Source organism: Ottowia beijingensis, assembly GCF_042680925.1.
Lineage (GTDB): Bacteria > Pseudomonadota > Gammaproteobacteria > Burkholderiales > Burkholderiaceae_C > Ottowia > Ottowia beijingensis.
The window spans coordinates 193,495-207,155 of sequence record NZ_JBHUEP010000001.1 but is presented as its reverse complement, the minus strand read 5'-3'; the positions used below and the strand labels follow the sequence as shown (position 1 = coordinate 207,155).

Genomic DNA, 13,661 nt, shown 5'->3' with positions numbered 1-13,661 from the left:
CATATCTAACAGCCATTGTGCCAACAAGCCCCATGACGAGTCCCCGCGTGGGCGTGGTGATGGGTTCCAGCAGCGACTGGGACACCATGCAGCACGCCGTCCAGATCCTTGAGCAGTTCGGCGTGCCGCATGAGGCGCGCGTCGTCTCGGCGCACCGCATGCCCGACGACATGTTCGCCTACGCCGAGGCCGCTGCCGGCCGCGGGCTGAAGGCCATCATCGCCGGGGCCGGCGGCGCGGCGCACCTGCCGGGCATGCTGGCGGCCAAGACGGTGGTGCCGGTGCTGGGCGTGCCGGTGGCCAGCCGCCACCTGCAGGGCGTCGATTCGCTGCACAGCATCGTGCAGATGCCCAAGGGCATTCCGGTGGCTACCTTCGCCATCGGCCAGGCCGGTGCGGCCAACGCGGCGCTGTTCGCGGTGGCGTTGCTGGCCAATGAGGACGCGGCGCTGCGCGGCAAGCTGGAAGCCTTCCGCGCCGAGCAGACCGCCGCCGCGCGCGCCATGACGCTGCCACCCGCAGGGTAGTTTGCTATTAGTCATATAGCTGCTTGCGCAGTCTGGACGGGCGCCAAGGCCCGATTTTATTCAAATTTTCTTGACGGTTCCGAGATGCCCACCACCTTGCCCCTGCTGCCCGGCAGCCTGATCGACGGCCGCCCCGCCACGCTGGGCGTGCTGGGCGGTGGCCAATTGGGCCGCATGTTCGTGCACGCGGCGCAGGCGCTGGGCTACGAGACGGTGGTGCTCGACCCCGACGCCGGCAGCCCGGCGGGGCGCGTGAGCCACCACTTCATCCAGGCCGATTACCGCGACGAGAACGCGCTGCGCGAACTGGCCGCGCGCTGCCACGCCATCACCACCGAATTCGAGAACGTGCCCGCCGAGTCGCTGGCCGCGCTGGCCGCCACGCGTCCGGTGTCGCCCGCGGCCGAGTGCGTCGCCATCGCGCAGGACCGCATCCGCGAGAAGGCGCACTTCGCCAGCTGCGCCACCGGCAGCGGCGTGGCGCCCGCGCCCTATGCGGTGATCGAGAACGAGGCCGACTTGGGCCAAGTGCCCGCCGTGCTGCTGCCCGGCATCCTGAAAACCGCGCGCCTGGGCTACGACGGCAAGGGCCAGGCGCGCGTGGCCAACCGCGACGAACTGGCCGCCGCCTGGCAGCGCATGGGCGGCGTGGCCTGCGTGCTGGAGCAGATGCTGCCGCTGGCGCACGAGTGTTCGGTCATCGTGGCGCGCGGGCGCGACGGGCAGGTCGTCAGCCTGCCGGTGCAGCGCAACCTGCACCGCGACGGCATCCTGGCCGTGACCGAGGTTTATGAAGGCAACCTGCCCGAAATCGCCGTCAAGCAAGCGCAGAGCGCTACCGTGGCGATAGCAAACGAGCTGAACTACGTGGGCGTGCTGTGCGTCGAATTCTTCGTGCTGCAAAACGGCTCGCTGGTCGTCAACGAGATGGCTCCGCGCCCGCACAACAGCGGCCACTACACGGTGGACGCGTGCGACGCCTCGCAGTTCGACCTGCAGGTGCGCACCCTGGCCGGCCTGCCACTGGCCGCGCCGCGCCAGCACAGCGCGGCCATCATGCTCAACCTGCTGGGCGACCTGTGGTTCAGCGCCGACGGCCAGCCCCGCACCCCGCCCTGGCGTGACCTGCTGGCCCTGCCCGGCGCGCACCTGCACCTGTACGGCAAGACCGAGGCGCGGCGCGGCCGCAAGATGGGGCACCTGACCTTCACCGGGCCGGACGCCGGCGCGGTACGCCAGCGCGCGCTGCAGGCGGCGGCGCTGTTGGGCATGGAAGCCTTCTGAGCCATGGATTCTGGATACTCCCCAATAATCTGTCCGCCAGCGCTTGATAGACAAGCGCTGCGACCACATACTCCCTGCATTCGCAGCCCGTCCACACCGATGAAAGCGCCCGGCCATGGTGCTTGACGGCCAGCTCCCCGCCGCCATCGCCGCCGCGGCCGACGCCCTGGCCGCCGGGCAACTGGTCGGCCTGCCGACCGAAACCGTGTACGGCCTGGCCGCCGACGCCGGCAGCGACGCGGCGGTGCGCGGCATCTTCGCCGCCAAGGGCCGCCCGGCCGACCACCCGCTGATCGTGCACGTGGCCGGCGCGGCGCAGGTGGCCGAGTTCGCCGCCAGCGTGCCGGCGTTCGCGCAGAAGCTGATCGACACCTTCTGGCCCGGCCCGCTGACCCTGATCCTGCCGCGCCGCCCCGGCGTGGCCGAGGCGGCGGCGGGCGGGCACGCCACCATCGGCCTGCGCTGCCCGGCGCACCCGGTGGCGCATGCGCTGCTGGCGGCGGCAGCCGCGCGCGGCGTGCGCGGGCTGGCCGCGCCCAGCGCCAACCGCTTCGGCCGCATCAGCCCCACCACGGCACAGCACGTGGCGCAGGAGTTCGGCGACGGCCTGCTGGTGCTGGACGGCGGCGCGTGCAGCGTGGGCATCGAATCGACCATCGTCGACTGCACGCGCGGCGCGCCGGTGCTGCTGCGGCCGGGCCAGATCGCCCGGGCCGACATCGAGCGCGTGGCGGGCCAGCATTTGCTATCCAAAGAAGAGCTGTCCGCACCCGACCCGCAAGCGCCCGGCACACTTTTGGCCCATTACGCCCCGCGCGCCAGGCTGCGGCTCATGAACGACAAGGAGCTGCGCGCCGCGCTGGAACTGCTGGGCGCCGACGCGAAGAACATCGCCGTCTGGGCGCGCGCGCCGCTGCGCTCGGCCAGCCGCGCGCTGGTGCTGCGCCGCATGCCCGACGACGCGGCCGCCGCCGCGCAGCAGCTGTTCGCCGTGCTGCGCGGCTTCGACGACGCTGGCGTTGCGCTGATCTGGGTCGAAACCCCGCCCGATGACGCCGCCTGGGACGGCGTGCGCGACCGCCTGCAGCGCGCCGCCGCCTCGGCCTGAGCACGGCGGGCCAGATCACGCCCGCCTCGTTAAACTAGACCACCCTGATTTGGAGAAGTCTTTCATGAAAGCATCCTGGTTTCGCCGCGCCACCCAGGCCGTGGCCTGCGCCGGCGCCCTGACCCTGCTGGCCGCCTGCGGCTCCGGCTCGGTGGTGTCGGACCTCGAGCCGAAGCGCTTCATCACCGTGGGCGACAGCTTCATGGACGTGGGGCAGGCCGGCGGCACCCGCTACACCGTCAACGACGGCACGAACAACTGGGTGCAGGAGCTGGCCAGCCACTACAGCCAGCCGGTGACGGCCGCCAGCGCCGGCGGCTTTGCCTATGCGCAGGGCCACGCCCGCGTGGCCGCGGCCGACCCGGCCGGCGCCCCCAGCGTGACGGCGCAGATCGACACCCTGCTGGCCAGCACCACGCTGAACGCCACCGACGACGTGGTCATCGTCAACGGCGGCATGCACGACATCGTGGCGGCCTACAACGCCACCGGCATCTCCGAGGCCACCACCAAGACCGTGCGTGATGCCGGCAAGGCGCTGGCCGAGCAGGTGCGCCGCCTGGTCAACGCCGGCGGCAAGCACGTGGCCGTGGCCGGCGTGCCGCTGCTGGGCAATTCGCCCTGGGGCCGCGGCACCGGGCATGAGGACGCCGTCAACACCCTGTCGATCGACTTCAACACCGCGCTGCTCACCAACATCGTCGACCTGGGCACCAACGTGCTGTACCTCGACTCGGCCTTCTTCTTCGACCTGATGTACGACAAGCCGCAGAACTACCAGTTCGACAACGGCAAGGAGCCCGTCTGCACCACGCCCGACGCCAGCACCTGCACGCCGGCCACCGTGGTGTCGCCCGACTACAACCGCTGGCTGTTCGCCGACGGCGTGCACTTCACGCCCCGGGCGCTGCAGCACTTCGGCTCCGACCGTTACGGCGAGAACGCCTACCAGCGCTTCAAGAACCGCTGGTAAGCGCCTCGACAAAACGGCCCTCGGGCCGTTTTTTTTGGTTCGGAGCAGGACGGGGGCGTGGGCGGTTGCCGGCCTTCGCAGGCGCGGCGGCAGCCGAAAGGCCGCCGGCGGTGGGCGGATGGGGTCCGTTCGCGGCTGCCGCCGCTCCCACATCGACTTCCATTTCCAGATCAACACGACAACAGGTTCGTCGTTCCGGCGAAAGCCGGAATCCAGACAGCGTGTGAAAGCAGACAGGGATCCCGGCTTTCGCCGGGATGACGATGGTTGAAGTTTCGATGTGGGAATGGAAGAACTCCCATCCCCCCGGGCCCGGAACCGGCGTTGGGGCCACAAAAAAACCGGCCCACGGGCCGGTTCTTCATGCCCTGACGGGCGGCTGCTGCATCAGTACCAGTCCACCTCGTCCAGCACGTCCATCACCTGCTCGGCAAACAGCTGGTGGCCGTAGGGCGTGGGGTGGAAGCCGTCGGAGAACATGAAGCGCTGCCACCAGCTGGCGCCGGTGGGCGCGCCGGGCGGCGGCGTGGTGGCCGACAGCGCGGCCGCCGTGCATTCGCCCAGCGGGCGGTGCGGCACCACGGTGATCCACTCGGCGCCGCACACCGGCAGCGTGGCGTTGCTCAGGCCGTACCGCGCCGGGTTGGTCACCTGGTCGGCAAAGCGGCTGGCCAGGTCGATCACCTGCACGCGCGGCTCGCCGCCGAAGTTGGCCGCCAGCCGCTGGTTGAAGGTGCTGATCCAGCCCTTGAACAGCGCCTCGGACTGCGCGCGCACCTGGGCGCCGGCGGCGCCTTCGATCTGCGCCAGCACCGCCTGGAAGCGCGGCGTGTAGGTGATGGTGGGGATGTTGGCCACCACCACCTGCTTCGCGCCCTTGTCGAGTGCCTGCGCCTTGATGACGCCGACGAAATGGTCGGCCAATGCCTGCATGTAGTAGGTCCCGCCTTGAGCCCGTCGCTGTTCCGGCGTGTCTCCACCCAGCGCCCACTGCTGACCGAGTGTGAACGTATCGAGCAGCGGGCTGACGAGTCCGCCAAAGGGGGAAGTGGCATCCAACGGATCGCCACCGGCGAGGTACGCCCCCACCAGATCCGCCGCATCGTTGCCGCCGCCGTCCACCAGCACCAGGTCCTTGGCGCTCCAGCCCGCGGCGCCCGCGTCCTGCAGCTGCTTGACGATGGACAACGGCGCCGCCGCCCCGCCCGCGCTGGCCGGGTTGTTGATGCGGGCGCCGCCGATGGCGTAGTTGGTGCAGCCGGGCTGGGTGTTGGGCGTGAAGGTCTGGCCGTTGAACTTGTACACCGGGCACAGCGGCTTCACGTCGTAGGCCTTGGCGATGCGCTCCACCCACAGCACGTGGGGCTCGTCGGCCGAGCCCTGCACGCTGGCGATGCGCGGGCCGCCCGGCACGCCGGCGAAGGTGCCGCTGTCGCTGAGCGAATCGCCCACCACCTTCACGGCGTTGATGCCCAGCGGGTTGTCGTCGTCGTCATCGCCGCCGCCGCAGGCGGACAGGGCCACGGCCACCGCCAGGGCGGTCAGCTTCCAGTTCAGCAGGGGTTTGAAGCGCACGGGTGTCTCCTCTTGGTCATCAATCGGTCATCGTAAACACCGCACGCGCCGAGCGCGCCTAGGGCAAACCCAAGCGGCGCTATGCTCGCGGCTCGAAGGAGAGACCACCATGAACGCCCCCGCCCCCCGCACGCACCGCATCGCCGTCATCCCGGGCGACGGCATCGGCCAGGAAGTGATGCCCGAGGCGCTGCGCGTGCTCGATGCCGCGCAGCAGAAGTTCGGCTTCGCGCTCGACCTCACGCCCATCGACTGGGCCAGCTGCGACTATTACGCCAGGACGGGCGACATGATGCCGCCCGACTGGAAGGCGCAGCTCGAGCCGCAGCACGCCATCCTGTTCGGCGCCGTCGGCTGGCCGGCCACAGTGCCCGACCACATCTCGCTGTGGGGCAGCCTGCTCAAGTTCCGGCGCGAATTCGACCAGTACATCAACCTGCGCCCGGTGCGCCTGTTCGAGGGCGTGCCCTGCCCCCTGGCCGGCCGAAAGCCGGGCGAGATCGACTTCCTCGTCGTGCGCGAGAACACCGAGGGCGAATACACCAACCTGGGCGGCGTGATGTACGCCGGAACCGAGCGCGAGATCGTGGTGCAGGAGACGGTGATGAGCGCCTTCGGTGCCGACCGCGTGCTGAAGTTCGCCTTCGAGCAGGCTGCCGCGCGCCCGCGCCAGAAGCTGGATGTGGCGACCAAGAGCAACGGCATTGCGATCAGCATGCCCTGGTGGGACGGCCGCGCCGACCGCATGGCCAAGAACTACCCGCAGATCGCCGTCGAGAAGCACCACATCGACATCCTCACCGCGCGCTTCGTGCTGCAGCCGCAGCGCTTCGACGTGGTGGTGGCCAGCAACCTGTTCGGCGACATCCTGAGCGACCTGGGCCCGGCCTGCACCGGCACCATCGGGCTCGCGCCTTCAGCCAACCTGAACCCGGAGCGCCAATTCCCCAGCCTGTTCGAGCCGGTGCACGGCAGCGCGCCCGACATCTTTGGCCGCAACATCGCCAACCCAGTGGCCATGATCTGGTCGGCCGCGCTGATGCTGCAGTTCCTGGGCGAACAGGCCGCGCACGACGCCATCCTGAAAGCCATCGAGCAGGTCCTGGCGCAGGGCCCGCGCACGCCGGACCTGGGCGGGAAGGCCTCGACGACCGAGATGGGTGAGGCGATTGCGGCGTTGATCGCTGCTTGAAACAGGGGGGTATATGCCTTCAGGGTTTGACTGGAGGGCGCTGGCGGATGGCGTGGTGGGGAGTATGTTCTGACTGCCCGGCCGCCCTGTGGGAGCGGCATTGGCCGCGATGAAGCGCATCACCCCGCGACACCCCCATCGCGGGCAAGCCCGCTCCCACAACATCCGTCAGAACATCGGTCGCCGAGGGCGGCACCGGCGCTCAGGGGCAGTGCTGGCGCATGGTCGCCAGGTTGCGCCACGCGTCATCGAAATACGCGCGCTGCTTTGGTTGCAGGATGGATGGCCGAACCTGCTCGGCGTCGCTTTCCGATCCGAGATGGGCGAGGTGATCTCGGCATTGATCTCGGCTTGAATCTGGGGGGTATATGCCTTCAGCGCTTGTTTGACGGGCGCTACCAGCTGTGCTGATCGGGAGTATGTGCTGAGCACCCGGCCACCCTGTGGGAGCGGCCTTGGCCGCGATGAAGCGCATCATCCCGCAACACGCCCCACCGCGGGCAAGCCCGCTCCCAGTAGGCGCTCGCGGCGCCCTCACTGGTCCCGCACCGCCCACTCCACCAGCCGGTCCAGCGCCGGCCGCGCGGCGCTGGCGTTGGGGTGGTTGATGATGCCCACCACCGCGTAATTGCGGCCCGACAGGCCGTAGGCGTAGCCGGCGATGGCCACCACGTCGCGCAGGGTGCCGGTCTTCAGGCGTGCGTTGCCGATGGCGGCCGAGTTGGGGCTGCGCGCGGCCATGCGGCGCGTGGTGCCGTCCACACCGGCGATCGACAGCGAGTGCTCGAACGCCGCGCCATTGGGGTGGCCGGCGGCGTGCTGCAGCAGCGCGGCCAGCGAGGCCGCGGTGGCGCGCTCGTTGCGCGACAGGCCCGAGCCGTTCTCGACCACCGGCGTGGTGCGCAGGCCGAAGCGCTCGCGCCACCAGCGCTTCAGGCGGTTCTGCGATTCGGCAAAGCTGCCGCGCCCGTCGGCCGCCGACAGCGTAAGGAACAACTGCTGCGCCATCACGTTGTTCGAGAACTTGTTGATGTCGGCAATGATGTCCGACAGCGGCAGCGAGAAGCCGGTGACCAGCGGCTGGCCGGTGGCGGGCCGGTCGAGCCACTGCACCTGCCCGGTCAGCGCGCCGCCGCTGGCGCGCCACATGGCCTCGATCACGCGCGGGGCGTAGCTGCGCGGCTCGACGTAGGCGATGCCCCAGTTCTGCTCGCCGCAGCTCATCGGGTAGCGGCCGGAGAAGCTGACGCGGTTGGGGTCGGTGAAATCGGCCGCCAGGCGCGTGCGCCAGGCACCGCAGGCGCCGGCGGCGGCGGGCACCTCGGCGGGGATGTCGACGCCGGCGATGGGCGGCTCGCTGACCACCAGCGCGCGCTGGCTGGCCGGGTCGGGGATGAACTTGAAGATCAGCGCCTTGAAGTTGACCAGCAGCCCGTCGGGCCCGGCGTTGTAGGGCCGCAGCGGGTCGTCGTCGAAGGCGGCGGCGTCGTGCGCGGGCAGGCGGAACACGCTGTTGTCCAGCAGGATGTTGCCGCGGATGACGCGGATGCCCTTGTCCTGGATGGCGCGCATCAGCTCCTGCAGGCGCTCCAGCACCAGCTTGGGATCGCCGCTGCCCTGGATCAGCAGGTCGCCGTGCAGCACCCCGTTGGCGATGCGCCCCTGCGTGTACACGCGCGTGCGCCACAGGTGGTTGGGGCCCAGCAGATCGACCCCCGCGTAAGTGGTCACCAACTTCATCACCGAGGCCGGGTTCATCGGCACATCGGCCTGCCAGGCCAGGCGCGGTGGCGGCAGGGCCATGCTCGCGGGCGCGGGCGCGGGGGCGGGGTTGCGCTCGCCGCCGGGGTTCACGGGTTCGGGCACGCGCGTTACCGTGCCGGGCGGCGGTGGCAGGGACGCCACCACCATGGACACCGCCGTGACCGGCACGCCCGCGCGGGACAGGGCCTGGACGATCTCGGGCGGCAGCGGGGCCTGGGCAAAGGCGGGCACCGCCAGCAGGGCGGCAAGCAGAAGACTGGGTCGGCGCAAGGTCACGGGCTGAAGTCTAGGGGAGGCGCGTGGCCCGCGCATGACGCGGGCCGCGGGTGGCGCGGCAGACGGGTGACGCCCTGGCGGGCCAGCGGTGCGCCGGCGCGCTGGGCGCCAGCACCCCGCCCGAGGCCGGGGGCGCCGCTGCTTCGGGCGCGTTCTCGTGGCGTGCTGCCTGCATCACCCTGGGCGTATTGCACACTGCCGTCATGGTTATGGCAGGTGCGGGCGTGTGGTGGGGAGGGCGCTGGCAACTCACTTCATGCGTTGGATGCAACCACGTCACGGCCTGGCGGCCGTCCTGGCTTCACTGGCCTTGACCGTGTCGGGGCTGGCCCAGGCCCAGGCCCAGGCGTCGCCGGCGCCGCTGATCTGCACCGGGCAGCTCTACCAGATGACTGCGGGTAGCACCGCTGGCTCCGATACGCAGGTCTGGCTGATGGGCAGCGATTACCGGCACGGCACGTTGCCGCTGTTCACGGTGCCGGGCGTATCGGTCAACGGCCTGGCGTTCAACCCGCAGGACCGGCTCCTGTACGCCGTCAACGACTACACCAACGCCGCCGGCCTGCGCCTTTATCGCCTGAATGCGGCGGGTGTTGTGAGGAGCGCGAAGATCACCAACAGCACGGGTGGAGACGTGGCGTTGATCAGCGACCGCAGAAACAGCGGCACCTTCGATGCCCACGGCAACCTGTTCATGGCCGATGGCTGGATTCCCCCCCACCAGGGCCTGTTCCTCGTCACCGGCGCGGCGACCATGCAGCCGCAAACCCGGCGCATCACGATCGAGACGGACACCAACCCGCCAGGTGGGTATACGGGCGTTGCGCTCGACGGCACCACGGGTGGCATCAACGTCGGCGACCTGGCCTACAGTCCCGCGGAAAGCAGCGCCACGACCGCCGTGCTCTACGGCACGCGCAACGTGCAAGCGTCGGACGACACGCCACGGGGTGTCTACCTGTACCGCATCGTGGTGGACCTGACGGCGCCCACCCCGACGGCCAGGGCCTCGCGGATTGCCACCACATTGCCCAGGCTGATCACCTACGGCTCGGCCTACCTGGGTGCCGACGGGGGTCTGATCGTCTCCGCCAACAACAACGCGTTCTATCGCGTCAACGTGACCAACGGCAGCCACACCGTGCTGACGGCGGCCAACGGCGATGCAAACACGAACACCGACGGCACCACCTGCATCGCCGTGCCGCTGGTCGACGTGGTGAAGCAGGCGGGTGCACCCGTGGCGGTGCTCAACGGCCACACCTTCGACGTGCCCTACACCCTGACGGTGGGCAACACCGGGGCCGTGCCCACGCCCAACGTGCAGATCAGCGACAACCTGCGCAACGCCTTTGCGGCCGGCACGCCCACGCTGGGCATCAGCGCCGGACCGAGCGTGACGGCGGGCAGCTGCACCCTCAGCGGCGACTTTGGCGGCACCAGCAGTTTCGCCCTGCTGAGCGGTACCGACAACTTGCCTCCCGGCGCCAGCTGCACTGTGCAGTTCACCGTGCGCGTGGCCTACGCCAGTGCCGCCGCCGTGCCCACCACGGCGCAGTCGAACACCGCCCTGGCCAGTTCGGCCAGTAGCGCCAACGCGGGCCACAGCTGGCCCGGCGGCTTGCCGGCGCCACCCGCCAACCTGCTGGCGCAGGACGCATCCACCGACGCGGCGGCACTGCCAGCTTCTCCCAACAGCGATGCGCCGGCCCCCACGCCCGTCACGCTGGCGGCCATCGGCCCCATCACGTTCGAGAAGACCATCACCAGCGGCGCCAACCCCTTGCCGGGCGGCACGGTGGCCTATGGCATCACCGTGCGCAACGGCGGTGCGGCGCCGGTGCTGTATCCGGCCGGCAGCCTGAGCGACACGCTGCCCGCCGGCACCAGCTACGTCGATGGCGACTTCGTCTGCACGGGCGGGCAGTGCCTGAACGCCGCGCCGTTTGCGGTGCCCGCCGGCGACAGCGTGACGCTGGCGCTGCGCGTGGCGGTGGATGCCGGCGTGGCCCCCGGAACGGTCATCACAAACACCATCACCCCGCCCGCGGGCAACAGCTGTGCGCCGGCGCCGGCGGGGTGCTCGGTGCCCACCACGGTGAGGGCACCGCCGGCGGACATGGGCGTGGTGATGTCGGGCCTGCCCAGCGTGGTCAGCCCCGGCAGCACCGTGAGCGGCGAGATCCGGTGCGCCGCGGTCGCCGGCACGGCGCTGGCGCCCACCTGCAGCGCCACCGCGCAGGACAGCGATGGCGCGGCGATTCCGGTCACGGTGGGCGCCTGTACGCCCACGCTGCCGGTGGCCGCGCTGGCGGCGGGCAGCAGCATCACCTGCCCCATCAGCTTCACCGCGCCGGGCGTGGCGGGCGGTACGGACACGGGGCCCACGGGGGTCACAGTGACCGCCACCACCGGTGCCAGCAACGACAACAACCCGGCCAACAACAGCGACACCGGCGCGGCGTCGATCATCGACGCGGTGGACGACACGGCAGTCAACCAGCCCGCCGGCGCCACGGCCGCGACCCACGACGTGTCCGGCAACGACCAGGTGCCCGCGGGCAGCGTCTTCGCCTTGGGCGCCGGCAGCACCTGCGCCAACCCGGCGCTCGGCCCGACGGGCCTGGCCACGTTCGATGTGCCCGCCAGCGGCAGTTGCACCGTGGCTTACCAGGTGTGCGCCCCGGCGCCCAACCAGGCCGTGTGCGATATCGCCGTGCTCACGGTGAGCGCCGGCACCGGACCCCAGGCCCGCGACGACAGCGCGGCCCTGGCCGCGAGCGGCCCGACCACCCTCAGTGTGCTGGCCAACGATCCAGGCCAGGCGCAGGCGGCCCCCGGCAGCATCCTGCTGGCCAACCCGCCCGCTGGCGCCACGCTGACGCCCGACGGCCAGCAGATGACCGTGCCGGGCCAGGGCGTCTGGACGGTGAACGGCGACGAGGTGGTGTTCAGCCCGGCGCCCGGCTTTGGCGGCGTGCCGACCCCTGTCGGCTATTCGTTCGCCAACGCGGCGGGTGACCGGTCGAACGTGGCCACCATCACGCTCACCGCGCCGGTCGGCGCGGTGACGGCGGTGCCCACGCTGTCGCATTGGGCGCTGATGGCGCTGGCCGCCATGCTGGGCGCCCTGGGCCTGCGGCAGCGGCGTCGCGGCGCGCGCTGACCGGGTGCGGCGCCGCCGCGGCGGGCCGCTGGCGGGCAGCCGATAATCGCCCGCATGCTCTCCTCGCCCCGTGCGGTCGGCATCGCGGCGGCCGTGGTCACGGTGGCGATCTGGACCGGCTTCATCGTCATCGGTCGTGCCTCGGCGGGCATGACGCTGCTGCCGTTCGACCTGGCGCTGCTGCGCATCGCCGGTGCCAGCGTGGTGCTGCTGCCCTGGGGCTGGTGGCTGGCGCGGCGGCAGGGCGGCTCGTCGTCGCTGGGGGGCTTTTCGCCGCTGCCGCTGCGGCCCACGGTCACCGCCGGCGTCTTCGGCGGGCTGGTCTACGCCATCCTGTGCTATGCGGGTTTCTTCTTTGCGCCGGCGGCGCACGCCTCGGTGCTGATGCCGGGCAGCCTGCCGCTGTGGACGGCGCTGTTGGCGGCCGTGCTGCTGCGCGACCGCATTACCCCGGCGCGGGCGCTGGGGCTGGCCTGCATCGTGGGCGGCGACGTGCTGGTGGGCGGCGAGGGGCTGCTGTCGGCCTTCCGCGGCGGCGAGGTGTGGAAGGGCGACCTGATCTTCATGAGCGCGGCGTTCTGCTGGTCGGTGTACAGCGTGCTGGCGCGCAAATTCGGACTGGACGCGGTGCGCGCCACCATCGCCATCACGGTGTTCGCCTGCTTCACCTATGTGCCGCTGTTCGCGTTGCTGACCGGCACCGGCGTGCTGCCCACGCGGCTGGGCACGGCGCCGTGGGGCGAAATCGCCTTCCAGGCGCTGTTCCAGGGCGTGGGTTCGGTGGTCATCTCGGGCATCACCTTCGTGCAGATGGTGCGCGCCTTCGGGCCGGTCAAGTCGACCATGATCACGGCGCTGGTGCCGGGGCTGTCGGCGCTGGGCGCGGTCGCCCTGCTGGGCGAGCCGCTGGGCTGGAACCTGCTGGCGGGGCTGGCGCTGGTCACGGCCGGCATTCTGTTCGGGGTGCGTGCGGTGCGGCAGCAAACTCCTGATTCCATAGCTGTTCGCGCTTGTCCAGCAGGCGCTGGAGGCCAAAAGAACTCATGAATACCGCGGCACTCAACCTGCTGGCCTTCGATACCAGCACCGAGCACCTGTCGGTCGCCGTGCAACGCAGCCGCGACGGCCAGCGCTTCGCGCGCAGCGGCCCCGGCGGCGCGCAGTCGTCAACCACGCTGATCCCCACCGTGCAGGCGCTGCTGGCGCAGGCCGGGCTGGCCCTGGGCGATCTGCAGGCCATCGTGTTCGGTCGCGGGCCGGGTTCGTTCACCGGGCTGCGCACGGCCTGCTCGGTGGCGCAGGGGCTGGCCTGGGGCGCGGGCGTGCCGGTGCTGCCGGTCGATACCCTGCTGGCCGTGGCCGAGGCGGCGCGCCAGTCGCTGAGCACCGCGCCCGACAGCCTGCGCGTGCTGGCCCTGCTGGATGCGCGCATGGGCGAGGTCTATGCGGCCGAGTACGCCTGGTCGCCCGCCGACGGCTGGCAGGTGCTGGCCGAGGCCGCCGTGCTGTCACCCGACGCCGTGGCCGTGCCGCCCGCCGGCACCTTGCTGGCCGGCAACGCCGCCGCCGTGTATGCGGAGCGCCTGCCCGCCGCCGTGCTGGCCCTGCCGCGCGCCGACGTGCTGCCCACGGCCGACGCTCTGCTCAGCCTGGCGCCCGCGCTGCTGGCCGCCGGTCGGGCCGTGCCGGCCGAACAGGCGCTGCCGCTCTACATCCGCGATAAAGTGGCGCAGACTACCGCCGAACGTGCCGCCGCTGGCCTGACACGCTGAGCGCGGCCACCGCCCGCCTGCACC

11 protein-coding genes are annotated in these 13,661 nt (G+C 71.1%); 9 read left to right on the top strand and 2 right to left on the bottom strand.

The annotated features are described in order from the left end of the window. The first annotated feature begins 32 nt into the window (after positions 1 to 32). The 4 genes from purE (at position 33) to ACFSCU_RS00950 (ending at position 3,892) form a co-directional block, all read left to right on the top strand. On the top strand, positions 33 to 527 hold the full coding sequence (gene purE, locus ACFSCU_RS00965) for a 5-(carboxyamino)imidazole ribonucleotide mutase (protein WP_180550396.1): 495 nt from the start codon (positions 33 to 35) through the stop codon (positions 525 to 527). Between the two features lie 84 nt (positions 528 to 611). Further along, positions 612 to 1,811, top strand: a complete 1,200-nt coding sequence (locus ACFSCU_RS00960) for a 5-(carboxyamino)imidazole ribonucleotide synthase (protein ID WP_180550397.1) — start codon at positions 612 to 614, stop codon at positions 1,809 to 1,811. Between the two features lie 115 nt (positions 1,812 to 1,926). Next, positions 1,927 to 2,919: an L-threonylcarbamoyladenylate synthase gene (locus ACFSCU_RS00955; protein ID WP_180550398.1), complete on the top strand. Its 993-nt coding sequence runs from the start codon at positions 1,927 to 1,929 to the stop codon at positions 2,917 to 2,919. 64 nt (positions 2,920 to 2,983) lie between these two features. Continuing rightward, positions 2,984 to 3,892 (top strand): SGNH/GDSL hydrolase family protein, encoded by a 909-nt coding sequence (locus ACFSCU_RS00950; protein ID WP_180550399.1) that lies wholly within the window; start codon positions 2,984 to 2,986, stop codon positions 3,890 to 3,892. A gap of 387 nt (positions 3,893 to 4,279) precedes the next feature. Here ACFSCU_RS00950 and ACFSCU_RS00945 read toward each other — a convergent pair whose 3' ends face one another. Beyond that, on the bottom strand, positions 4,280 to 5,467 hold the full coding sequence (locus ACFSCU_RS00945; RefSeq protein ID WP_377559552.1) for an SGNH/GDSL hydrolase family protein: 1,188 nt from the start codon (positions 5,465 to 5,467) through the stop codon (positions 4,280 to 4,282). Positions 5,468 to 5,576: 109 nt separating this feature from the next. On the opposite strand from ACFSCU_RS00945, the gene ACFSCU_RS00940 reads away from it, so the two are divergent. Together ACFSCU_RS00940 and ACFSCU_RS00935 are read left to right on the top strand one after the other, a co-directional pair. Beyond that, a complete protein-coding gene (locus tag ACFSCU_RS00940; protein WP_377559551.1) occupies positions 5,577 to 6,659 on the top strand; it encodes a tartrate dehydrogenase in 1,083 nt (360 codons plus the stop codon). Positions 6,660 to 6,768: 109 nt separating this feature from the next. After that, complete coding sequence (locus tag ACFSCU_RS00935; RefSeq protein WP_180550400.1) at positions 6,769 to 7,014, top strand: hypothetical protein; 246 nt, start codon at positions 6,769 to 6,771, stop codon at positions 7,012 to 7,014. Positions 7,015 to 7,193: 179 nt separating this feature from the next. Here ACFSCU_RS00935 and dacB read toward each other — a convergent pair whose 3' ends face one another. After that, positions 7,194 to 8,699 (bottom strand): D-alanyl-D-alanine carboxypeptidase/D-alanyl-D-alanine endopeptidase, encoded by a 1,506-nt coding sequence (gene dacB / locus ACFSCU_RS00930; RefSeq protein ID WP_377559550.1) that lies wholly within the window; start codon positions 8,697 to 8,699, stop codon positions 7,194 to 7,196. Between the two features lie 265 nt (positions 8,700 to 8,964). Here dacB and ACFSCU_RS00925 point away from each other — a divergent pair, with 265 nt between their 5' ends. From ACFSCU_RS00925 to tsaB, 3 genes are read left to right on the top strand one after another with little or no spacing between them, the layout of a single operon-like run. Continuing rightward, positions 8,965 to 11,865, top strand: coding sequence for an IPTL-CTERM sorting domain-containing protein (locus ACFSCU_RS00925; protein WP_377559549.1), 2,901 nt, complete (start codon positions 8,965 to 8,967; stop codon positions 11,863 to 11,865). Between the two features lie 54 nt (positions 11,866 to 11,919). Continuing rightward, a complete protein-coding gene (locus ACFSCU_RS00920; RefSeq protein ID WP_377559548.1) occupies positions 11,920 to 12,912 on the top strand; it encodes a DMT family transporter in 993 nt (330 codons plus the stop codon). Next, positions 12,909 to 13,637 (top strand): tRNA (adenosine(37)-N6)-threonylcarbamoyltransferase complex dimerization subunit type 1 TsaB, encoded by a 729-nt coding sequence (gene tsaB / locus ACFSCU_RS00915; protein ID WP_180550403.1) that lies wholly within the window; start codon positions 12,909 to 12,911, stop codon positions 13,635 to 13,637. Before ACFSCU_RS00920 ends, tsaB begins: the two co-directional genes overlap by 4 nt. Positions 13,638 to 13,661: the final 24 nt, after the last annotated feature.